Source organism: Ochrobactrum sp. BTU2 (assembly GCF_024539785.1).
GTDB classification, from domain to species: domain Bacteria; phylum Pseudomonadota; class Alphaproteobacteria; order Rhizobiales; family Rhizobiaceae; genus Brucella; species Brucella anthropi.
In genome coordinates this window covers 412,922-436,388 of sequence record NZ_JAHWRG010000004.1, presented here as the reverse complement: position 1 = coordinate 436,388, position 23,467 = coordinate 412,922, and the positions used below count along the sequence as shown (strand labels likewise).

Below are 23,467 nucleotides of genomic sequence, written 5' to 3'. Positions count from 1 at the left end.
CAAAACCGCTTCGCACTTTTGCTGGAAATGCTCTAGTGACAGCTATTGGATGCGGGAGAGTTCAAAAGGTTCCTGACATTAAGTCAGTTCGTCCAGCCGCGCCAAAACGGCAGTTATAATCCGCTCGCAGCGTTTGCCTGCGAAGGGAAAGGCATCCAGCAATACAGGGCCGATTTTCTCGTCCAGCTGTTTTCGTAACAAATATCGGGCGCGGTGAAGACGTGTCTTTACGGTTTGCGGGCGCAGATTCAACAATTCGGCTGTTTCATCCACGCTCAAACCTTCAATGACCCGTGCGACGAATACGAGGCGAAAAATTTCCGGCAGATTATCCGTTGCCTGTTCGACCAGCTGCAATATCTGGCGCTGCGCAAAACTGCGTTCGGGGTCATTCACGCTCATGTCGGATGGAAACGGGATGATATTGTTTGTGTCGGGTGTGGTCTCAAGAAGCTTCTCGACCTTCCGGGTTTTGCGCAGACGACCGAGGGCTTCGTGAATTGCAATACGGGATAGCCACGTGGTCAGGCTGGATTGGCCGCGAAAGCGATCAAGACTCCTGAAAGCCAGAAAATAGGTCTCCTGAACCACATCTTCCGCTTCGCTGTCGTTGCGCACGATGCCGCGGGCCAGACGATAGAGCCGCTGATTGTTGGTCTGCATGATTTTGCGCAGCGCTTCCAGATCGTGCATTTTTGCGCACTGGGCGAGGACAAGATCATCCTGAAATGTTGGAGAGGTGGCGGGTAACGCTGTTTTTGCACGCATGGGTCAAACTCCTGTGGAGTTTCATTGGATGTATGCGAGGCCAAAAGGTTCCCGAAACAAGACAATATACGTTCTGAATAGTATCGCGGTTTGATATTTCCCGATAGCGGCGAATGAATTGCTGTTATCAGAAAAAAAGCCGCCGCAGGGGAACAGCGGCGGCGAGCGCATCGGTCTAAAAATCGATGCGTAGTTTAAAAATAGAGCGCATCTTGTCCGAAAACCGTTTCACACTTTTCGGGATGCGCTCTAAAAGGCAGCATGACTTGGGTGAAGGTCAGGCTGCGCGTTTGATGGCGTCACCGATGACGGACACGATCGTGTCGATCTGTTCCTTTTCCACGATCAGTGGTGGCGAAAGCGCGATCACATCGCCGGTTACGCGGATGAGCAGGCCCTTCTTGAAGCAATCCACGAAAACATCGTAGGCGCGGGCGCCCGGTGCATCCTTGCGCGACGAGAGTTCGATGGCACCAACCAGACCGAGGTTGCGAATGTCGATGACGTTCGAAACGTCCTTGAGTGAATGGAGTGCCTCCTGCCAATGATTGGCAAGTTCCGCACCGCGCGTCAGCAAGCCTTCCTCGGCATAGACTTCCAGCGTTGCAAGGCCGGCAGCAGCGGCAACCGGATGGCCGGAATAGGTGTAGCCATGGAACAGCTCGATGGCGTTTTCCGGCCCGGTCATCAGGCCATCATAGACCTTGCGGGCGGCGAAGACTGCGCCCATCGGGATGGCGCCATTGGTCAGGCCCTTGGCGGTTGTCACGAGGTCGGGCACGACGCCGAAATAATCAACCGCAAACGGCGTGCCGAGGCGGCCGAAACCGGTGATGACTTCGTCGAAGATCAGGAGGATGCCATGCTTGTCTGCCGTAGCGCGGAGGCGTTCCAGATAGCCCTTCGGTGGCAGGATGACGCCAGCCGAACCGGACATCGGTTCAACGATAACCGCAGCGATCTTTTCAGCGCCATGCAGCTGGACGAGGCGTTCCAGATCGTCGGCAAGTTCGATGCCGTTTGCAGGCAGGCCCTTGGAGAAGGCGTTCTTCTCGATATCGAGCGTATGGCGCAGATGGTCGGCAGGAATCTGTGGGAAGACGCGGCGGTTATTGACAAGGCCGCCGACGGAAATGCCGCCGAAACCAACGCCGTGATAGCCCTTTTCGCGACCCAGAACCATGGTGCGGGTGCCCTGGCCGATGGCGCGCTGATAGGCGATGGCGATCTTCAGTGCGGTATCGACCGATTCCGAACCGGAATTGGTGAAGAATACGCGGTCGAGTTTTGCATCCGGTCCGCCCGGTGCGATAGCTGCGAGCTTTTCAGCAAAGTCGAAAGCCACATTATGGCCCATCTGAAAGGTCGGTGCGAAATCCATGGTCGAAATCTGGCGCTCGACAGCTTCGGTGATGCGCTTGCGGCCATGACCGGCATTGCAGCACCAGAGACCAGCCGTGCCATCCAGAACCTGATTGCCATCGGTGTCGGTGTAATACATGCCCGAAGCACTTGCGAGCAGGCGAGGCGCTGCCTTGAACTGCCGGTTCGCGGTGAACGGCATCCAGAAGTTCTCAAGGCTTGGCGTGTTGGTTTTGGTGAGCATAATTACCTCCTATTTGTAAGCAGCAGGCCACGCTTTGCGAGGTGCAACAAGTCCTTTTCTTCAAGATATTAAGTTATTGTTTTTATGTGGGATAATTATCAAGTTTGTGCTATATCGAACATCATAAACATGGGGAAGAGTTCGATGAGCATCGATATCGGCGGGAGGCTTCGTTATGTGCGCATGCGGCAGAATCTGTCGCAGCGTGAGTTGGCCAAAAGGGCAGGTGTGACCAACTCCACCATCTCCCTTATCGAGGCCAATCAGTCCAATCCGTCCGTCGGTGCATTGAAGCGCATTCTCGACGGTATTCCTATCGGCATGGCCGAGTTTTTCGCGCTCGAACCGGATGCTCCGCACAAGGTATTCTATCAGGCCGAGGAACTGGTGGAAATCGGCAAGGGCCCAATTTCCTATCGGCAGGTGGGAGACCATCTGTTTTCACGCTCTTTACAGATGCTGAAGGAGCGTTATGAGCCGGGTTCCGATACGGGAAAAGTGCTTTTGATGCACGAGGGCGAGGAAGGCGGCATCGTCATTTCGGGTCGCATCGAAGTGACGGTCGGCAGTGAACGCCGCATTCTGGGGCCGGGTGACGCCTATTACTTTTCCAGCAAGCTGCCGCACCGGTTCCGTTGCGTCGGACCGGTGCCATGCGAAATCGTCAGCGCCTGCACGCCGCCGAGTTTTTGAATCGCCTTGAGGAAGGCGATTCAACTTCGTGCAAATAGTCTATTCGTAGCGGGAAATACCGAGATCGTCGGCCCGGATATCCGGCTTGTTGCCGGAAATAAGGTCGGCGAGCAATTTGCCGGAACCGCACGACATCGTCCAGCCGAGCGTTCCGTGACCGGCATTTATGAACACGTTGTCGTAGCGCGTTGCACCGATGATCGGCGTGGAATCCGGTGTCATCGGGCGCAGGCCGGACCAGAAGGTTGCCGCTTTCAGATCGCCGCCGGGGAACAGGTCCGTTACCGACAAATCGAGCGTTGCGCGCCGCGCGGCAGGTAGGTCCGTGGTGAAGCCCGAGACTTCCGCCATACCGCCAACGCGGATGCGGTCGCCAAGACGGGTGATCGCAATCTTGTAGCTCTCATCGAGAACGGTCGAAACCGGAGCGCGATCCTCGTCGACAATCGGTGCTGTGATGGAATAACCCTTCACCGGATAGATCGGGGCGTTAAGGCCAAGCGATTTGACGAGCGCAGGCGTATAGCTGCCAAGAGCGACGACATAACGGTCGGCGGTCAGGACACCCTCGGAGGTCTCGACACCGGAAACTTTGCCGCCGGACATCAGCAACGACTTGATGTTGACGCCGAAGCGGAATTTTACACCGAGTCCTTCGGCAATCTTTGCCAGCGCATTGGTGAACTTGAAGCAGTCGCCGGTTTCGTCATGCGGAAGACGCAGGCCACCGACGAACTTGTCCTTCACGCGGGCAAGTGCCGGTTCTACCTTGGCGCAGCCTTCGCGGTCGAGGACTTCGAACGGCACGCCATCCTGACGCAGTACCTCAATATCCTTGCCGATACCGTCGAGCTGGTACTGCTCGCGGAAAAGCTGGAGCGTGCCCTGCATGCGCTGGTCGTATTCGATGCCGGTTTCCTTGCGCAGATCGACAAGGCAATCGCGCGCATATTCGGCGACGCGCACCATGCGGGTCTTGTTGACCTTGTAACGGCTGTCGGTGCAGTTCGCGAGCATCTGCAGGAGCCAGCTATACTGAACCGGATCGCAAGTCGGACGCAAAACAAGTGGCGCGTGCTTCTGGAACAGCCATTTCGCGGCCTTGAACGGAATGCCGGGCGCGGCCCAGGGCGACGCGTAACCCGGCGAAACCTGACCGGCATTGGCAAAGCTCGTTTCCAGTGCGGGGCCTTCTTCGCGGTCGACAACGGTTACCTCGTGACCGAGCTTGGCGAGGTAATAAGCGGTCGTAACGCCAATGACGCCGCTGCCGAGAATGGTGATCTGCATGTTCGCCTCTTGTCTTATACTTTTATGTCGCTCGCGCCGCTCTCCACGTAGACACGTGCATAACGGTTGCCGAGCGCAGTCAGAATTTCATAGGGAATAGTGTCGCAATCGCGCGCCACGTCTTCGAGGCGCTGGTGCGGGCCGATCAGCTCCACAAGACTGCCGAGTTTCAGCGTGCCTTCCGGCAACGCGCTGACGTCGAGCGTGATCGAGTCCATCGACACACGGCCGATGATCGGCAGTCGCGTATCGCCAAAGAAGGCCGCCCCCTTGTTGCTGAGAGAACGGAACCAGCCATCGGCATATCCCACAGCAATCGTTGCAACCCGCATCGGCCCTTCGGCGATATAGGCGCCGCCATAGCCAACCGCCGCCCCCTTGTCGATGTCGCGCACCTGAATGACGCGTGCCGAAAGGGTGAGGACAGGAATGATCTCGCTTTTCGGTCCAACGCCATAAAGCGCGACACCGGGGCGAGCGAGGTCGAAATGATAGGTCTTGTCGAGGAAGCTGCCGCCGGAATTGGCGAAAGCAACCGGCAGTTTTGGCAGGCGCGCAAGCAAGGCGGTCATATTGGCAAGCTGACGGGCATTTGCCGCATTTTCCGGTTCGTCACCGCTGGCCAGGTGGCTGATGACAAACTTGATGTCAATGGCATCCAGAAGCGTGGCGTTCTCAAGAAAGCGTTCAAATTCCTTCGGCGACAGGCCGAGACGCGACATGCCGGTATCGAGCTGCAGCAGGGCGGGCAGCTTCTTGCCCTGTCTGGTGGCGAGTGCCGCCCAGTTTTCAATCTGTTCCAGCGAGTTGAGAACTGGCAGAATGCCTTCGCGGGCGCAGGCTTCTTCCGTCCCCGGTTGAAGACCGTTCAAAACGTAGAGCGTCGCATCGGGCTGGATAAACGGCTTCAGCGCAATGGCTTCGCCGAGATGGGCGACGAAGAAGTCACGGCAACCGGCATCGTAAAAAGCTGGCGCAACACGACTGGCGCCGAGCCCGTAGGCATCTGCCTTCACAACGGCAGCGGTACGGGTGGGCGCGATATGACGGGCAATGGCCGAATAATTGTGACGCAGCGCCGACAGGTCGATGGTCAATACGCCACCGGCGGCAAGATCGCGCTCATCCTGTGAAAATTGCATCGACATCTCAACCATTTGCACGGTTCTTTCCAAACTGCTCACTACGTTACGAGAACGCCTGGAAGGTCATTGTCGATATGGATCGTCTGCCACCCAAAGCATATAAGCCTCGGTTGAGAAACCTTGTGACTCCTCACTCCCAGAGCTTGCTCGCATATTAGTCGAAGACTATTCGAATGTTTTTGCTATTTGTCGCATATTATGCGAATTTTCGCACATCTTGCGCATATTTTAGCTCCAGAGTTGAAGATTATTCATGCCAACGCTCGACGGTATCGACCGCAATATCATCCGCTGCCTGCGCCGTGATGGGCGCATGACCAACAGCCATCTCGCCAGCGAAGTAGGACTTTCGCAGTCCGCCTGTCTGCGGCGGGTGCAAATATTGGAAGAAAGCGGCGTTATCCGTGGCTATACGGCCATCGTCGGTTCATCCGACGGCGATGAGCGGCTCGTCGCTATCGTACGCATTACGCTTGACCGCCAGACCGAGGAGTTTCTGAATCGTTTCGAGGAAGCGGTGCGGCGGCACCCCGAAGTTCAGGAATGTTATCTCATGACAGGCGATGCGGATTACATTTTGCGCGTCGAAGCCGAAAACGCTGCGGCTTATGAGATCATTCACAAGGAAATCCTGTCGCGATTGCCCGGTGTCGCGCGCATCCATTCCAGTTTCGCAATCCGCACGGTGCTTCTGTCAAAGGCACCGACTTCACGCGGCTGAAATGAAAAAAGCCCGGCACTGACCGGGCTTTCTATCCGAAAGGTCACTCTCTTTAACGGAATTCGTAGCGAAGACCGGCGCGGATCGTGTGCATGTTGAAGCCATTGTCTTTGGCCTGCGTTCCCGTGGCGCCCGGTCCTTCGGCATTGCCGTAAGGGTTGGTGCTGCGATCGGCTGCGTCAAAACCGTAGGCTTTGCCACCATTGATACGCATATAGCGGTAACCGACATCAAGCTTGAGCTGCTCGGTCAGATCGTAGCTGACACCGGCCATGAGAGCCATTGCGAAGCGCCAGCTGTCGAGGCCGTCCTTTTCGCTGGAATAGGTGCAGCCTGCGCAGACTTCGTGGGTTTTCCAGTCGTCATATTGCACATAGGCGGCGCCGAGACCTGCGCCGAGATAAGGCGTCACAGGTCCCACACGCGGCAGGTCGACATAGGCGTTGGCCATGGCCGTCCAGATATTGGCTGTCGAGGAATCCTCGTAGTTGCAGTTGTCCTCGACCGGATTGAAGCCCTTGGCAGATTTCACATAGCTTGGGCAGGCGGTGCGACCGTTTATGCCTGCACGGAAGAAGTCGAGCGTTGCGTCGGCGCGGAACATGTCGGTGAAGCGGTAACCGACACCCACGCCGTAAGTTGCGCCTGCCTTGAGGTCGAAATCATCGTAGCGCAGCGTGTCGTCAATGCCGCGATAGGGCGGATCGAACTGGTTCCAGAAGCTCCAGTCGCCATCTGTGCTGGATTTGAAATTGTAACCGAGATCGCCACGAATATACCAGCCGGACGAATTAACCGGTTCCGGCATGGGTTCAATAACAGGGTCTGCAATTATGTCGGCGGCAAACGCCGCTCCTGATCCCGCCATCAGACTGATAGCCACGATGGCAATGGCGGAAGTGCACTTCATCGGTTCCCACTCCAAATCCGAACAGAAAAACGGCTCACAAGCCGTACTGCCGGATATGGTAAAGAGATATGTTTAACACTTGGTTATTTTTAAGTAACCTTGCGGTGCATCAGTCGCCAGTACTCGCGTGTGACGCGATATTATACAAGCAATTTCTAAAGTATAGGAGCCGACGCGAGGCCGGCTCCTGTCGTTATCAGAAGTTTATCGAATGGATGATCGACTTGTCGATATCGTTGATATCCCGCTTGCCGCAGAGCGCCATCGTGACATCCAGTTCCTTGCGGATGATGTCGAGCGCCAGCGTTACGCCGTCCTTGCCCATGGCGCCGAGGCCATAGAGGAACGGGCGACCGATATACACGCCCTGAGCGCCAAGTGCGCGGGCCTTGAGCACATCCTGGCCGGAGCGGATGCCGCCATCGACATGCACTTCGATCTTGTCGCCAACGGCATCAACGATCGGCTGCAGCATGGATATCGAGGACGGTGCGCCATCCAGCTGACGTCCGCCATGGTTCGACACGATGATCGCGTCGGCACCTGATTTGGCTGCCATCTTGGCATCTTCCACATCGAGAATGCCTTTAAGGATCAGCTTGCCACCCCATTGTTCCTTGATCCAGGCAACGTCGTTCCAGTTGAGCTGCGGATCGAACTGTTCAGCCGTCCACGAGGAGAGCGAAGAAAGGTCGGTAACATTCTTGGCGTGACCGGCAATGTTGCGGAACGTACGACGCTGCGTGCCCATCATGCCCAGGCACCAGCCGGGGCGGGTCGCCATCTGCCAGATATGCTTCGGGGTGAATTTCGGCGGGGCGGAAAGGCCGTTGCGGATATCCTTGTGGCGCTGGCCGAGAATCTGGAGATCGAGGGTAAGCACAAGAGCCGAACAGCCTGCCGCCTTGGCGCGACCGATCAGGTTCTTCACGAAATCGCGGTCCTTCATCACGTATAGCTGGAACCAGAACGGCTTCTTTGTCACCGAAGCGACGTCTTCGATGGAACAGATGCTCATGGTCGAAAGGGTGAAGGGAACGCCAAAGGCTTCGGCAGCCTGTGCTGCCAGCATTTCACCGTCCGCGTGCTGCATGCCCGTCAGGCCGGTCGGCGCAAGAGCCACCGGCATGGACACTTTCTCGCCGATCATCGTCGTTTCCAGCGAACGGTTCGTCATGTCGACGAGAATGCGCTGGCGCAGCTTGATCTTCTTGAAGTCGTCTTCATTTGAGCGATAGGTCGACTCGGTCCATGCGCCAGAATCCGCGTAATCAAAGAACATCTTGGGGACGCGGCGCTGGGCAAGCCGCTTCAGATCGGCGATTTCAACGATGTTGGGCATCTATCCCACCCCTTGTGGTAATTTTTCTTGACCAATCGCATGACGGATCGCGCGGCCGAAATCAAGTACGAACAAGTATCGAATAACAATTGCCTCGCGGTTAATTGAAGGACCGTGTAATTCCACTTATGATATTGGCACCCGCCCAAGGCATCTTTGCCACTCGAAGAAGGCGGTCCCGCAACTGGGTTAGAGGGTAACGGATGAGCAAGGCCACCAAAACCGGTTTCATCGGCAAGCGATCCGCTGCAGCGGGTGGATGGGGTGCATTGAAAAGCTGCGGCAAGCAATTGCTTGCAAGTGGCGCTCCTCTTTCCGGCGCGCGCACGCTTCTCAAGGCGAACCAGCCGGACGGTTTCGATTGCCCCGGTTGTGCCTGGGGTGATCCGGAACATGGCTCATCTTTTGAATTTTGCGAAAACGGTGTGAAGGCTGTCGCCTGGGAGGCGACCGACCGGCGCACGACACCTGCCTTTTTTCGTGAGCATACGGTTTCGCAGCTGCGCAACTGGACGGATTACGATCTGGAGAATACCGGGCGCCTGACCCATCCGATGCGGTACAATGCTTCGACCGATCAGTATGAAGCCATCGAATGGGATGAGGCGTTCAGGACTATCGGGGACATTCTCAAGAGTTTCGACAGCCCAAACCGGGTTGAGTTCTATACGTCGGGCCGTGCCTCGAACGAGGCTGCGTTTCTGTATCAGTTGTTCGTACGCGCTTATGGGACCAATAATTTCCCCGACTGCTCAAACATGTGCCACGAGGCTAGCGGCGTTGCACTGAAACAGTCGGTTGGCGTCGGCAAGGGGACCGTCCTGCTGGAAGATTTCGAAATGGCCGATGCCATTTTCGTGGTCGGTCAGAATCCGGGCACCAACCATCCCCGCATGCTGGGTGATCTGCGTCGTGCTGCCGAGCGCGGTGCGCGCATTGTCGTTTTCAATCCGATCCGCGAACGCGGGCTGGAGCGTTTTGCCGATCCGCAGAACAAGCTTGAAATGCTGCATGGCGGCAGCGAAGCCATAGCGAGCGACTATTTCCAGCCGCGTCTTGGCGGTGATCTTGCCGCTTTCCGCGGTATGGCCAAGGCGGTTTTCGCAGCGGATGATGCCGCACTCGCCGCAGGCAAGCCATCAATCCTCGACCGGGAATTTCTCAGCACACATACAGCGGAACTGGAAGCCTATCGCGCTGCGGTGGACAGCACGTCGTGGGAAGAAATCGAGGATCAATCGGGACTTCTCCGGCAATCGCTCGAGCGTGCGGCAAAGATCTATATGGAATCGGAACGGGTCATCTGCACCTGGGCGATGGGCATCACCCAGCATCGTCATTCGGTGATCACGATCCGCGAAATCACCAATTTCATGCTGCTGCGCGGCAATATTGGCAGGCCCGGTGCCGGCCTCTGTCCGGTGCGCGGTCATTCCAACGTGCAGGGTGATCGCACCGTCGGCATCAACGAACGGCCTCCAGTCGCATTTCTTGATGCGCTGGAAAAGGAATTTGGCTTCAATGTTCCGCGTGAGCCGGGACACAACGTTCTGGGTGCCATAGGTGCCATGCTCGACGGGTCGGCTCAGGCATTTATCGGTCTCGGCGGCAATTTCGCCCGGGCCACTCCGGATAGTCCGCTGATTTCTAAAGCGCTTTCCGGCCAGCGCCTGACGGTTCATGTCGCAACCAAGCTCAACCATTCGCATCTGGTGCCGGGGCAGGAATCTTTCATCCTGCCTTGCCTTGGCCGCACCGAGATCGACCTCAATTCCAGAGGTGTGGCCCAGATCGTGACAGTCGAAGATTCCATGAGCATGGTGCACGGTTCGGGCGGCATCAATGCGCCTGCTTCATCACATCTTCGTTCGGAAGTGGCGATCATTGCGGGTATGGCGCAGGCGACGCTTGGGGCAAATCCGGTCAACTGGCTGGAGCTTGCCGACGACTATGATCTTATCCGCAACCATATCGCCCGTGTGTTGCCGGACTTCTACGATTTCAATGCTCGTGTACGGGTTCCGCGTGGCTTCCATTTGCGCAATTCTGCCCGTGAGCTGGAATGGAATACGACAAAGGGCAAGGCGACATTCTGGACCGGCGCCCTTCCGGAAGCTGTCGAGCATCAGCAGGCACGCGGCACGCCGGGGCGTTATGTGCTGCAGACCTTCCGCAGCCACGACCAGTACAACACCACCATTTATGGCATGGATGACCGCTATCGCGGTGTCTATGGCGAACGACAGGTCGTCTTCATGAATGAAGCTGACATGGCGGATATCGGTGTCGAGGCCGGTGACCGGGCTGATATTGTTGGCGAATTCGATGATGGTGTGGAGCGTATCGCGCGCGATTTCCGCTTCGTGCCCTATGACATCCCGCGCGGTTGTATTGCGGGCTACTATCCGGAAATGAACGTGCTGGTGCCGCTCGCCAGTTCTGGTGATGAAAGCTACACGCCCACATCGAAATCGGTGATCGTTTCGTTCCGCCCCCTTAAATCGGCAGCTGCATGATGGATGAGGGCGAAGTGGAATATATGGCGTTCGTCGATGCTTTGATGACGGCGTCCAGCAATTTGACCGGGCTTGGTGCCGGGATCATCGCCGCGCTGGCGCTGGATATCGCGTCGGATAGCCGAACTTTTGCGCGTTCGCTGGGGATCGCTCATGCGCTTGTGCTCCGGGAAATTTCAGTGCTCGGGCAGGACCACGGTTATGTGCGGATCAAACAGCGCGATCCGCGCACGCAACGCACACGTTACGAATTGAACGTTGCCGGTAAAAGGCTTGTCGAGGAGGCAACGAGTTAGCCGCCGCCGATATTCTTGAAATTCAACACAACTATATATTTCTATTTATAAATTCTCTGATCGAAGGCAATGCCTGCCGATTGCTCCTGAGTAAGTGTTTTCGAAAAGACTTTAATAGCGATAACTATGATTCATCATCTTTTACAACGCCGCTTTTCTCTGCAAAGCTTTAGTTGCATTCTCAACAGAACCAAACCAGTGAGAATCGTGTAAATGGCAGCAAAACCATTCATTTACAGCGTGCAGAATGGGTGGAGGCGCGTTATGGGCCAGCTTGCTCCCCATTTCAAAGCACCCCGTATACTGCTCTTTTGTCTGGGGCTGCTTGCGCCGGGCACAATGTTGCAGGCGCAAGCCGACTCGCTCGACATCGTGCCGGTGGCAGCGGTAAAGGCAGTCGCCAGCGATTATCAACCGAAACTGACCTTATCCGGCGCCATTGCGGCACGGTCGCTTGTCAATGTCTCGTTTCGTCTGAACGGTCAGGTTGTGCAGCGTCTGGTCGAGATCGGCCAGCACGTGGAAAAGGGGCAGCCTCTCGCCAGCATCGATAATGTTGAGCAACAGGCCAATCTGCGCGTTGCACAGGCGTCGAAAGATGCTGCGCAGGCGCAGCTGGTGCAGGCCCAGGCCAATTTTGCGCGACAGAAGGCATTGCTGGCACAAGGGTTCACCACTCGCAGCACCTACGATCAGGCAAACCAGAACCTGCAAACGACGCAAAGCGCTCTTGCCAGCGCTGAAAGCCAGCTCAACGATGCACGCGATCAGCTCTCCTACACTGAATTGCAGGCACCCGTTTCAGGCGTGATTACGGCGCGCAATGTCGAGGCCGGTCAGGTCGTGCAGGCCGCACAGACAGCGTTCTCGATTGCCGAGGATGGCCCACGTGACGCGGTCTTCGATGTGCAGGAAACACTGGTCAATCATGCCAAAATTGGAATGGACGTAACGATTGCGCTGCTGTCCGATGCGTCGATAAGTGCCGAAGGCAAGGTTCGTGAGATTTCTCCGGTGGTCGATGCGCAGACTGGAACCGTACGGTTAAAGGTCGGCATAGCGCAAACCCCGCCTCAGATGGCGCTCGGGGCCACAGTGACCGGCACGGTTCATATGGACACGGTGAAGGTAGTCGTTTTGCCATGGAGCGCAATGACTTCGGATGCCGGGCGTACAGCCGTCTGGAGGCTCTCGAAGGATTCCAAGGTGGCAACGCTGGTTCCGATCAAGGTGCTCTCATACGAAAAGGGGCGACTACTCGTGGAAGGCGGACTGCAGGAAGGCGAGCTGATCGTCACGAAGGGCGCACAAATGCTGCGTTCTGGCGAGCCGACCGAAGTCGTGCAGGAACAGGAAGGACAAGTTGCGCAATGAAGGCGACAATCCAGTTTCCTAGAATCCACACCATGAGCAGTATTGCTGTTATCGCTGCCATGCTTGCGCTTGCCGCTTGCGGAAAAGGTGAAGAGAACACGGCTGAGACGGACCCTGTCCGTCCGGTTCTTTATATGGTGGTCGAGCCCAAGCCCGTAACGCAGACGGGTTTTGCAGGCACGATTGAGCCACGCTATTCCACTGATCTTGCATTCCGTGTGCTCGGGCGAATTATCAATCGGCCTGTTCAGGTGGGGGATATTGTGAAAAAGGACGAGATGGTTGCGATGGTTGATCCATCCAACCTCGATCTTGCCGTTCAGTCTGCGAGGGCTGATCTGGCGAGCGCCGAAGCACAATATGCCAACGCTGCGGCGAGCGAAGAACGCCAGAGCATCCTGCTTAAGGGCAACAACGTTTCGCAAGCCGATTATGATGCCGCCAGACAGGCGCGTGACAGCGCAGAGGCCGGGTTGGAAAAAGCCAGGGCAGGACTGAAAAAGGCGCAGGATCAGCGCAGTTACGCTGTGCTGCGTCCGGATTATGATGGCGTCATTTCTGCAACGAATGCCGAAGTCGGGCAGGTGGTTGCCGCTGGCCAGACGGTTATGACGGTTGCGCGTCCCGATATTCGCGAAGCGGTGCTCGATATTCCTGACAGCATGACGCAATATTTTGAGCAAGGTACGCCATTCAATGTACAGCTCCAGGCCGATCCAAAAGTGACGGGGCAGGGAACAGTACGCGAGGTGGCGCCGCAGGCTGATGCGCAGACACGCACACGCCGTGTGCGTATTGCTCTCGACAACCCTCCGGAAGGCTTTCGCCTTGGCGCGACGATCCGGGCAGCCAAAGCCGGGCCTGAACAGAATCTTGTGACGATGCCGATACAGGCTTTGCTCGACGAAAACGGCAAGACAAGCATCTGGGTCATCGATCCGCATAAACAGACGGTCTCTCTTCATGACGTGCAGGTGACTGAACGGCGCGGCAACAGTTTCGTTGCCGGTGGCGTGGATGTCGGAAGCTATGTTGCGATTGCTGGTGTGCATGAGTTGAAAGAAGGACAGAAAGTCCGCCTGGACGAGAAAGGAACGGGCCTGTGAAGAAGGGATTTAATCTGTCTGACTGGGCTCTGAATCATCGGTCTCTGGTCTGGTATTTCATGCTCGTCTTTCTGGTGGCGGGCCTGATTTCCTATCTCGATCTTGGTCGTGAGGAGGATCCGGACTTCACCGTCAAGACGATGGTTGTACAGGCCAACTGGCCCGGCGCCTCCGTCGACGAAACGCTCAACCAGGTCACGGACCGGCTGGAAAAGAAGCTCGAAGAACTGGATACGCTCGATTATACACGCAGCATAACCACGGCGGGCAAGTCGGTCGTGTTCGTCTTTCTGAAAGATACGACGCGGGCCGAGCAGGTCAAAAAGTCATGGACCGAAGTGCGTCATTTTCTGAACGATATTCAGAATACGCTGCCTCAGGGCGTTCTCGGACCGTATTTTAATGACCAGTTCGGTGACGTTTACGGAAACGTCTATGCATTCACGTCGGATGGTCTTTCCATGCGACAGTTGCGGGACTATGCCGAAAGCACGCGGACGAAAATTCTGACATTGCCCAATGCGGGCAAGGTCGAGCTGATCGGCGCGCAGGACGAAGCGATCTATCTGGAGTTCTCGACGCGCCAGATTGCAGCGCTTGGACTGGATCAGCAGGCAATCCTGCAGGCCTTGCAGGACCAGAATGCCATCACGCCGTCCGGTGTGGTGGAAGCCGGGCCGGAGCGCATCAGCGTGCGCGTCAGCGGACAGTTCAATTCGGAAGCGGATCTGCGTGCGGTCAACCTGCGCGTCAATGATCGCTTCTTCCGTCTTTCCGACGTCGCGACGATTACGCGCGGCTATGTGGACCCTCCCGCATCCATTTTCCGGGTGAACGGGCACGATGCGATCGGCCTCGGCATTGGCATGAAGCCGAACGGCAACCTGCTCGAATTTGGCGCGGCACTCGACAAAATGATGAGCCAGGTGACGGCGGAACTCCCGGTCGGTGTCAAGGTCTTCAAGGTTGCCGATCAGCCGGAAGTCGTCAAGGACGCTGTTTCGGGCTTTACCGAAGCTCTGTTTGAAGCGGTTATCATCGTTCTGGCGGTGAGCTTCGTCAGTCTTGGGGTGCGAGCGGGTTTTGTCGTTTCGCTTTCGATCCCGCTGGTGTTGGCAATCACCTTCCTGGCGATGTCTTTGATGGATATTTCCCTGCAACGCGTGTCGCTCGGTGCGCTCATCATCGCGCTGGGCCTGCTGGTCGATGACGCGATGATTGCGGTGGAAATGATGGTGGCCCGGCTTGAGCACGGCGATCCCATCAACAAGGCTGCCACCTATGTCTATTCGCATACGGCTTTCCCGATGCTGACAGGCACGCTGGTTACGATTGCCGGGTTCATACCCATCGGGCTGAACAACAGTCAGGCGGGTGAGTACACGTTCACATTGTTCGTAGTGATTGCGGTTTCGCTGCTTGTTTCCTGGATCGTGGCAGTTCTGTTTGCGCCTTTGCTGGGTGTCACTTTCCTGCCGAAGAAAATGAAGGCGCATGAGGAAAAGCACAGCCGTCTTTTCCAGATATTTTCGCAGGTCCTGCTTGCGTCCATGCGGCACAAGTGGATCACGATCATTACGACCATTGCACTTTTCCTCGTTTCGGTTTTCGGCATGGGCTTTATCGAACGGCAGTTCTTCCCGGAATCCGACCGTCCGGAACTGGTGCTCGACTGGACCTTGCCTCAGAACAGTTCCATCACCGACACCAAGGCCCAGATGGAGAAGTTTGAAGCCACGATGCTCAAGGACAATCCCGATGTGGATCACTGGAGCACGTATATCGGGGAAGGTGCTATCCGTTTCATTCTCTCCTTTGATGTGCAGCCAGCAAATCCTTATTTCGGGCAGATGGTCGTTGTCGCGAAGGACCTCGAAGCGCGTGACAGGCTCAAGCAGAAATTCAACGAGGTTCTGCGCAAGGATTATGTCGGGACGGATGTCTATGTGAAGTATCTGGAGCTTGGACCGCCAGTTGGCCGCCCGGTGCAGTATCGCATCTCGGGTCCGGATGTCCAAAAACTGCGCGGTGTCGCACAGGACTTTGCCGGCATCCTCAGTTCCGACAAGCGGCTTGGGGTGGTGAGCTACAACTGGAACGAGCCGGGTCGGGTTATCCGCGTCGACGTCATGCAGGACAAGGCGAGAAAGCTCGGCATTTCCTCGAAGGATATTGCAACGACCCTCAACGGCGTTGTCGGCGGTATCACCATCACTCAGGTGCGGGATTCGATCTATCTGATCGACGTTATTGTGCGGGCACAGAAACACGAACGCGATTCGATCGATACGCTGCAAAGTCTTCAGATCGCAACCGGTAACGGGACGTCGGTGCCATTGGCCGCGATTGCCAATTTCCGATATGAGCTGGAACAGCCGGTTGTCTATCGCCGTTCGCGTATTCCTACGATCACGGTTGCTGCAGGCATTATCGACAAGACGATGCCGGATACGATCGTCAAGGATCTGGCACCCGCCATCAAGACTTTCGCCGACAAGCTGCCGTCCGGTTATCAGATCCAGATTGCTGGCACGGTGGAGGAGAGCGGCAAGAGCCAGGGGCCGATTGCTGCCGTGGTGCCTCTGATGCTGTTCGTCATGGCGACAATCCTGATGATCCAGCTTCAAAGCTTCCAGCGCTTGTTCCTTGTTGTCGCCGTGGCGCCGCTTGGACTGATCGGTGTGGTGGCTGCCTTGTTGCCGAGCGGCAAACCGCTTGGCTTCGTGGCCATCCTTGGTGTGCTGGCACTGGTCGGTATTCTTATCCGAAACTCGGTCATTCTGATCGTGCAGGTCGAAGAGCATATCACCGAGGGCATGCACCCGTGGGATGCGGTGACGCAGGCCAGTCAGCACCGAATGCGACCCATCGCGCTGACGGCGGCGGCAGCAAGTCTGGCACTGATCCCGATTGCGCGTGAAGTGTTTTGGGGACCAATGGCCTATGCCATGATGGGCGGCATCATAGCGGGCACGGCAATCACGCTTCTCTTCCTGCCGGCGCTTTATGTCGCCTGGTTCCGGATCAAGGAGCCCGAGCATGGCGCAGATGGGCCACCAGCCGAGGCGCATCCCGCTCCGCAATCGCATTAAACAAAAAGCCCGGTCACGACCGGGCTTTTTTCATGAGATTGTCACTTGCCATTGGTTCTATATAGGTTCTATTATATGAAGTATGAATAGAACCACATTGATCACGGCCATCGAAGAGCGCGGTTTGCACGATCCGCAGCTTACGGGGCCGCTTTACCGGAACCTTGCGCGTATTCTCGGTGAACTGATCGAGGAGGGGCAACTTGCGCCCGCTGTCGGACTGCCGCCGGAGCGCGATCTGGCGGAGCAGCTTGGCGTCGGCCGCATTACCGTTCGCAATGCGTATAAGGAACTGCTGACCCAGGGCGCGGTCGAGGCGCGGCGCGGCAGTGGCACCTTCGTTGCCGAACGCCCGGCCCGCATCAGCCAGCATCTCTGGCGCCTGACTTCGTTTTCCGAGGATATGCTGTCGCGTGGCAAGGAGCCGGGCGCACGCGTTGTCACCAACAAGGTTGACAGGCCGTCGCCCGACGAGGCTTTCCGGCTGGGAATCGGCGTTGATACGACGGTGGTGCGGCTGGATCGTCTGCGCCTTGCCGATGGTGTGCCGATGGCCTTCGAGCGGGCTGTGGTCCCGCGCCATTATCTGGATCAGGACCGCGTCGAAGAAACCTCGCTTTATGGCGCATTGGCAAGGCGTGGCCACAAGCCGGTGCGCGCCTTGCAGCGCCTGACGGCGGTTACACTCGACCCCGGCACGGCACGCCTGCTTGGTGTGCACAGGGGTGCGCCAGCACTTTTGATCGAGCGTGTCTCGCATCTCGAGGACGACCGGATCGTCGAATATACCCGTTCGCACTATCGCGCCGATGCCTATGACTTCGTCGCCGAACTGAAAATTGGAGAATGACCATGAACAGCCCTTCCTCCCTGATGCTGCAGGAAACCGAACAGTCGCCTGCCGTCGTCGCCGGTCTGCTTGAGAAGGAGGCAGGCACATTCTCGGAAATCGCGCGCATTTTCCAGAAGAACGAACCTGCCGTCATCACCACCGCCGCGCGTGGTTCGTCCGATCATGCGGCGACATTCTTCAAATATCTGATGGAGATCACCATGGGTATTCCGGTGGCATCCATCGGGCCTTCGGTGGCGTCGGTCTATGGTTCCAAGCTGAAGCTCAAGAACGGATTGCACTTTACCGTGTCGCAATCCGGCGCGAGCCCGGACATTGTTGCAGCGCAGGACGCTGCCAAAAAAGGTGGTGCAACCACAATTGCCGTCGTGAACGTTGTCGATAGCCCGCTGGGTAATGCCGCCGACGTGGTACTCGCGCTCAATGCTGGTGAAGAAAAGAGTGTTGCTGCCACCAAGTCGTTCATTGCCGCAGTCGCGGCATTGTCGGGTGTGGTCGCGTCGGCCAGCGGTGACGCAAGCCTGCAGGTCGGACTGCAGCGCCTGCCGGAGGCGCTTGCTGCAACACGTCCTGACGGTCGCGAAGCGGTTGAAAATCTCCTTTTCAATGCCCGCTCGCTTTATACCGGCGGTCGTGGCACGGCCTTTGCAATCGCGCTTGAGGCTGCGCTGAAGGCAAAGGAAACCGCCAATATCCATGCGGAAGCCTTCTCTCTGGCAGAGCTGATGCACGGTCCGATGCGTCTGGTGGAAGAAGGTTTCCCGATTATTTCCTTCCTGCCGCGCGATGAAGCGTTCGACACCAACATGCAGGCCCTGAAGCGGCTGCATTCGTTTGGAGCGAGCATCGTGTCGCTATCCGATGCGGAAACGCCGGGCTTCCGACTGCCATCGGCTAGCACGGGCAATGCGCATCTCGATCCGCTGGTTTCCCTCATCAATTATTACCGCGTCATTGAAGCGGTCACGCGCCGCAAGGGTTTTGACCCAGACAAGCCGCGCAATCTCAACAAGGTTACGGTGACGGTATGACAAGAAAATCGGCAATAGCAGGCGCGCGCATTTTCGACGGCGAGCGCTTTCACGACCAAAGCGCGCTGGTGTTCAGCGATGGCAAGATCGAAGCCATCGTGCCGGAAGCGTCACTAGGCGAAGCCCGTGATGTCGAGCGCCTGAACGGTGGCGTTCTGGCACCCGGATTTATCGATGCGCAGGTTAATGGCGGCGGCGGGCGTATGCTCAATGACCAGCCGACACCCGAGACCATGTTCACGATTGCCAAGGGGCATCGCAAATATGGAACGACGAGCCTTCTACCGACGCTGATCACCGACACGACGCCGGTGCGCGATCGCGCCATTGAAGCGGCAATTGAGGCAGTCAAGGCCGACAAGGGCGTTGCCGGTCTGCATCTGGAAGGACCGCATCTGGCGCCGGCTCGCAAAGGCGCCCATCTGGCGGAACTGATGCGTCCCGTCAACGATGCCGATATCGCGCTCTATATCCATACGGCAAAGCAGATCGGCACCTTGCTGGTCACGCTTGCTGCCGAACAGGTCACGCCTGATCAGGTGCGTCGTTTGAGCGACGGCGGTGTGGTCGTCAGTATCGGCCATAGCGACACGACGGCAGATGAGGCGTTCAAGCGTTTCGATGCCGGTGCGCGAAGCGTGACCCATCTTTTCAACGCCATGAGCCAGATTGGCCATCGTGCACCGGGGCTGGCTGGTGCGGCACTTGATCATCCCGACATCTGGTGCGGTATCGTTGCCGATGGCCATCATGTCGATCCGATGGCGCTGCGGCTTGCTCTTCGGGCGAAACGGGGAGATGCCCACCTGTTCTTCGTGACGGATGCCATGGCTCTGGTCGGTTCGGATTCCGAAAGCTTCGAGATCAACGGGCGTGCCGTCCGTCGTGTGCCGGGCGGTATCTGCTCCAAGCTTGTGCTGGCGGATGGCACCATTGCCGGTTCCGATCTCGATATGGCGTCGGCGGTGCGTTTCGGCGTGGCCGAACTGGAGCTGACGCTGGCCGAGGCACTGCGCATGGCGAGCCATTATCCGGCGCGCTATCTGCATCTCAACGATCGCGGAACGTTCCGTCCCGGCATGCGGATGGATGCCGTCCATCTTGACGATGGGCTGTTTGCGAAAGCCACATGGCTTTCCGGCGAAAAACAGATTTCGGGGTAAGGTCGATGACGGAAATTACGGATCGTTATTTCGATGATCTCATTGCGCGGCTCACCGGCCTGCGTGGTCGCCTTGCCGAGCCGATGGCCAAAGCTGCCGAGCTGATTACTGCTGCCGCACTGGCAGACAACCGCGTCTATGTGTTCGGTACTGGCCATTCGCACATGATGGCGGAAGAACTGCACTATCGCGCGGGCGGATTGGCAATCACTGTGCCGATCCTTTGCGGGGCAATCATGCTGCAGGACGGAGCGGCTGCCAGCTCGCATTTCGAGCGGATCGAGGGGGCTGTGCTGCCGATCCTCGAACGCTACGGAATCCGTGAAGGTGACGTGCTGATCGTCGTGTCGAACTCTGGTGTGAATGCCGCTCCCATTGAGGCTGCGCGCTATGCACGGGAGAAGGGGGCTGCCGTTATCGCGGTCACTTCCGTCACTTATTCCAACGCAATCGCCAAGGGCCGCACGCAGCTGCTTTCTCTGGCCGATGTCGTGCTGGACAATGATGCGCCAGCGGGCGATGCGGTGCTGGAAATGGAAGGCAGTTCTTTGAAGGTCGGTCCGGTTTCGACGGCGCTTGGTGTCACGATCCTCAATGCCATTTTTGCCGATGTGGCGGCGAAGCTGGTGGGCAAAGGCGACGCACCAATTTATCTGAGCGCCAACATGCCAGGCTCCGGTGAGGTGAACCGGGAACTTGTCGCCCGGTATCGTGACCGCAATCCGCATCTTTGATCAAATTAGAGCGATCTTTCTTCCAAAGTCGCTTGATAGCGCAATCCGGTCAGTGCATTACGCATTCTGGCATGGCGGAGGCCGCATCGTGAACTAGTTTCAAGGCGCGCGCTTTGGCTTGCGCCTTCGAAAATTGAGGAAGTCCGATGCATAATTTTGTCCTGACCGTCACCTGCAAGTCCACTCGTGGTATCGTTGCCGCAATCTCGGGTTATCTTGCGGGCAAGGGTTGCAACATCATCGATAGCGCCCAGTTCGATGATCTGGATACCGGTCGTTTTTTCATGCGCGTCAGCTTCATCTCCGAAGAAGGCGTAGCGCTTGATGTGCTGCGTGAAGGCTTTGCGCCCGTGGCAGCTCCGTTCGAGATGGAATTTGAATTCCACGACAACGCCCAACGGACAAAAACCTTGCTGATGGTTTCCCGTTTCGGCCATTGCCTGAACGATCTGCTCTATCGCTGGAAGATTGGCGCGCTGCCGATTGATATTGTCGGCGTGGTGTCGAACCATTTCGATTATCAGAAGGTTGTCGTCAATCACGACATCCCGTTCCACCATATTGCCGTCACCAAGGCCAACAAGCCAGAGGCAGAACAGCGCCTTCTGGATATTGTTGATGATACAGGCACCGAGCTGGTGGTTCTTGCGCGCTATATGCAGGTTCTGTCCGATCAGCTTTGCCAGAAGATGTCGGGCAAGATCATCAACATCCACCACTCCTTCCTGCCATCCTTCAAGGGCGCGAACCCTTACAAGCAGGCCTATGAGCGCGGTGTGAAACTGATTGGAGCCACGGCACATTACGTGACTGCTGACCTTGATGAAGGTCCGATCATCGAACAGGATGTTGCCCGTATCACGCACGCACAGAGCGCTGCTGACTACGTGTCGATTGGCCGTGATGTTGAAGCACAGGTTTTGGCACGCGCTGTTCACGCGCATATTCATCACCGCTCGTTCCTCAACGGCAATCGCACGGTCGTATTCCCGGCTAGCCCCGGTTCTTTCGCCTCCGAACGCATGGGGTGATATTGCGGCTCTGGCAGCCTGCAAATCGCGTCTTTTTGCGCTTCCGGTGCTCACGTACTCAAGTACGCTGCGCGCCGGTTCTCAAAAGCCACGATTTTCGGCATGCCATAACCACAATCTCCGCTAATCGCTGATGTTGCGTCAATAAAAAACCCCGCCGAAGCGGGGTTTTCTTTTGATCTGAAATCAGATCGATTAGTCGATGTCGAAGGAAACGCCCTGTGCGAGCGGCAGAGCCTTCGAGTAGTTGATGGTGTTGGTTGCGCGGCGCATGTAGCCCTTCCACGCATCCGAACCCGATTCACGACCGCCACCGGTTTCCTTTTCGCCGCCGAATGCACCGCCAATTTCAGCACCCGAAGTACCGATATTGACGTTCGCAATGCCGCAATCCGAACCTTCAGCCGAGAGGAAACGTTCTGCTTCCTGCAGGTTGAGCGTGAAGATCGACGAGGACAGACCTGCGCCAACTTCGTTGTGGCTTGCCAGTACGTCGTCGAAGTCGGAATACTTCATGACGTAAAGGATCGGTGCGAAGGTTTCTTCGAGAACCGGGCCTTGCTGCTTCGGCATTTCGACGATGGCCGGACGCACATAGTAAGCGTTTTCATGGCCAGCATCGACGCGTTCGCCGCCCTGTACCTTGCCGCCGTGAGCAGCAGCTTCCTTGAGGGCCTTCTGCATGTTGTCGAAAGCAACCTTGTCGATCAGCGGACCGACCAGAGCGCTTGTTTCGAGCGGCGAACCAACGGTGACGCTGGCATAAGCCTTCTGGAGACGCGGAACGAGAGCGTCGTAAACGCTTTCATGTACGAAGAGACGACGCAGCGTGGTGCAACGCTGACCGGCAGTGCCCATTGCGCCGAAAGCAATCGCACGCAGAGCCATGTCGAGATCTGCCGACGGGCAGACGATACCGGCATTGTTGCCACCGAGTTCGAGAATTGCGCGGGCAAAACGCTTGGCCAGACGCGGACCAACTTCGCGGCCCATGCGGGTCGAACCGGTTGCTGAAACGACCGGAACCTTCGGGCTGTCGACGAGGACTTCGCCGATTTCACGGTCGCCGAGCAGAAGCAGGGAGAGGCCTTCCGGTGCATCGCCGAAACGCTTCAGCGCGCGCTTGAAGATTGCATCGCAGGCAAGAGCGGTCAGAAGGGTCTTTTCAGACGGCTTCCAGACAACCGAGTTGCCGCAAACGATTGCAAGAGCAGCATTCCACGACCAGACAGCAACTGGGAAGTTGAAGGCAGAGATAACGCCGACAACACCGAGCGGATGCCAAGTTTCCATCATGCGATGGCCAGCGCGTTCGGTTGCAATGGTGAGACCGTAGAGCTGGCGCGACAGACCGACGGCGAAATCGCAGATGTCGATCATTTCCTGTACTTCGCCGAGACCTTCCGAAGGAATCTTGCCAGCTTCGAGCGAAACAAGACGGCCGAGGTCTTCCTTGGAAGCGCGCAGTTCTTCACCGAGAAGGCGGATCAGTTCGCCGCGCTTCGGTGCCGGAACGTTGCGCCAGGCACGGAAGGCTTCATCGGCCTGGTCGATGATCTTGACGGCATCTTCTTTGCTGTGGGTCTTGACCGCAGCAATCTGTTCGCCCGATACAGGGCTGAAACCGGCAAGGTCGCCGCCGGTATAAGCGGATGCATCGACGCCGAGTTTGGAAAGCAGATCGGCGGCTTCCTTCTTCACGTCGATTTTTCTAACAGCGGTGTTCATGGCTTTCCTCTCTGTATGAGTTGTTTGCGCATAGTCCTGTCCAGAAAGTCTGTAACTTTTCGGGGCTA

19 protein-coding genes are annotated in these 23,467 nt (G+C 57.1%); 12 read left to right on the top strand and 7 right to left on the bottom strand.

Going from position 1 to position 23,467, the window contains the following annotated elements; all coding sequences use genetic code 11:
- Positions 1–78 precede the first annotated feature (78 nt).
- Together KWJ32_RS14555 and KWJ32_RS14550 are read right to left on the bottom strand one after the other, a co-directional pair.
- Positions 79–768: an RNA polymerase sigma factor gene (locus KWJ32_RS14555; protein WP_012091505.1), complete on the bottom strand. Its 690-nt coding sequence runs from the start codon at positions 766–768 to the stop codon at positions 79–81.
- 277 nt (positions 769–1,045) lie between these two features.
- Positions 1,046–2,374: an aspartate aminotransferase family protein gene (locus KWJ32_RS14550; RefSeq protein ID WP_012091506.1), complete on the bottom strand. Its 1,329-nt coding sequence runs from the start codon at positions 2,372–2,374 to the stop codon at positions 1,046–1,048.
- Positions 2,375–2,518: 144 nt separating this feature from the next.
- Here KWJ32_RS14550 and KWJ32_RS14545 point away from each other — a divergent pair, with 144 nt between their 5' ends.
- Complete coding sequence (locus KWJ32_RS14545) at positions 2,519–3,067, top strand: cupin domain-containing protein (protein ID WP_010659512.1); 549 nt, start codon at positions 2,519–2,521, stop codon at positions 3,065–3,067.
- Positions 3,068–3,106: 39 nt separating this feature from the next.
- Here KWJ32_RS14545 and KWJ32_RS14540 read toward each other — a convergent pair whose 3' ends face one another.
- Both KWJ32_RS14540 and alr read right to left on the bottom strand, forming a co-directional pair.
- Entirely contained in the window at positions 3,107–4,357 is a 1,251-nt protein-coding gene (locus KWJ32_RS14540) for a D-amino acid dehydrogenase (RefSeq protein ID WP_010659513.1), read from the bottom strand.
- Between the two features lie 14 nt (positions 4,358–4,371).
- Complete coding sequence (gene alr / locus KWJ32_RS14535; protein WP_151610255.1) at positions 4,372–5,514, bottom strand: alanine racemase; 1,143 nt, start codon at positions 5,512–5,514, stop codon at positions 4,372–4,374.
- Between the two features lie 241 nt (positions 5,515–5,755).
- On the opposite strand from alr, the gene KWJ32_RS14530 reads away from it, so the two are divergent.
- Positions 5,756–6,223 (top strand): Lrp/AsnC family transcriptional regulator, encoded by a 468-nt coding sequence (locus tag KWJ32_RS14530; RefSeq protein WP_012091508.1) that lies wholly within the window; start codon positions 5,756–5,758, stop codon positions 6,221–6,223.
- A gap of 52 nt (positions 6,224–6,275) precedes the next feature.
- Here KWJ32_RS14530 and KWJ32_RS14525 read toward each other — a convergent pair whose 3' ends face one another.
- Positions 6,276–7,133, bottom strand: coding sequence for an outer membrane protein (locus tag KWJ32_RS14525; RefSeq protein ID WP_010659516.1), 858 nt, complete (start codon positions 7,131–7,133; stop codon positions 6,276–6,278).
- A gap of 196 nt (positions 7,134–7,329) precedes the next feature.
- Entirely contained in the window at positions 7,330–8,475 is a 1,146-nt protein-coding gene (locus tag KWJ32_RS14520; protein WP_036585574.1) for an alpha-hydroxy acid oxidase, read from the bottom strand.
- Between the two features lie 203 nt (positions 8,476–8,678).
- On the opposite strand from KWJ32_RS14520, the gene KWJ32_RS14515 reads away from it, so the two are divergent.
- From KWJ32_RS14515 to purU, 10 genes are all read left to right on the top strand, one after another.
- The gene (locus KWJ32_RS14515; protein WP_151610230.1) at positions 8,679–10,991 is read left to right on the top strand and encodes an FdhF/YdeP family oxidoreductase; all 2,313 of its coding nucleotides are present in this window, start codon (positions 8,679–8,681) and stop codon (positions 10,989–10,991) included.
- Entirely contained in the window at positions 10,988–11,287 is a 300-nt protein-coding gene (locus tag KWJ32_RS14510) for a hypothetical protein (RefSeq protein ID WP_012091511.1), read from the top strand. Before KWJ32_RS14515 ends, KWJ32_RS14510 begins: the two co-directional genes overlap by 4 nt.
- Positions 11,288–11,551: 264 nt before the next feature.
- Positions 11,552–12,661 (top strand): efflux RND transporter periplasmic adaptor subunit, encoded by a 1,110-nt coding sequence (locus tag KWJ32_RS14505; RefSeq protein ID WP_012091512.1) that lies wholly within the window; start codon positions 11,552–11,554, stop codon positions 12,659–12,661.
- Complete coding sequence (locus KWJ32_RS14500; protein WP_012091513.1) at positions 12,658–13,767, top strand: efflux RND transporter periplasmic adaptor subunit; 1,110 nt, start codon at positions 12,658–12,660, stop codon at positions 13,765–13,767. Before KWJ32_RS14505 ends, KWJ32_RS14500 begins: the two co-directional genes overlap by 4 nt.
- Positions 13,764–16,859 (top strand): efflux RND transporter permease subunit, encoded by a 3,096-nt coding sequence (locus KWJ32_RS14495; protein ID WP_012091514.1) that lies wholly within the window; start codon positions 13,764–13,766, stop codon positions 16,857–16,859. Before KWJ32_RS14500 ends, KWJ32_RS14495 begins: the two co-directional genes overlap by 4 nt.
- A gap of 82 nt (positions 16,860–16,941) precedes the next feature.
- Complete coding sequence (locus KWJ32_RS14490) at positions 16,942–17,709, top strand: GntR family transcriptional regulator (RefSeq protein WP_010659523.1); 768 nt, start codon at positions 16,942–16,944, stop codon at positions 17,707–17,709.
- Positions 17,710–17,711: 2 nt separating this feature from the next.
- Positions 17,712–18,743: an SIS domain-containing protein gene (locus KWJ32_RS14485; protein ID WP_012091515.1), complete on the top strand. Its 1,032-nt coding sequence runs from the start codon at positions 17,712–17,714 to the stop codon at positions 18,741–18,743.
- Entirely contained in the window at positions 18,740–19,906 is a 1,167-nt protein-coding gene (gene nagA, locus KWJ32_RS14480; protein WP_012091516.1) for an N-acetylglucosamine-6-phosphate deacetylase, read from the top strand. Before KWJ32_RS14485 ends, nagA begins: the two co-directional genes overlap by 4 nt.
- A gap of 5 nt (positions 19,907–19,911) precedes the next feature.
- On the top strand, positions 19,912–20,640 hold the full coding sequence (locus tag KWJ32_RS14475; protein ID WP_125334370.1) for a sugar isomerase domain-containing protein: 729 nt from the start codon (positions 19,912–19,914) through the stop codon (positions 20,638–20,640).
- A gap of 146 nt (positions 20,641–20,786) precedes the next feature.
- A complete protein-coding gene (gene purU, locus KWJ32_RS14470) occupies positions 20,787–21,671 on the top strand; it encodes a formyltetrahydrofolate deformylase (RefSeq protein WP_010659527.1) in 885 nt (294 codons plus the stop codon).
- 195 nt (positions 21,672–21,866) lie between these two features.
- Here the strand turns inward: purU and KWJ32_RS14465 are convergent, their stop codons facing one another.
- Positions 21,867–23,399 carry an aldehyde dehydrogenase family protein gene (locus KWJ32_RS14465; RefSeq protein ID WP_012091518.1) on the bottom strand — a complete coding sequence of 511 codons (1,533 nt, stop codon included), beginning with the start codon at positions 23,397–23,399 and terminating at the stop codon, positions 21,867–21,869.
- Positions 23,400–23,467 lie beyond the last annotated feature (68 nt).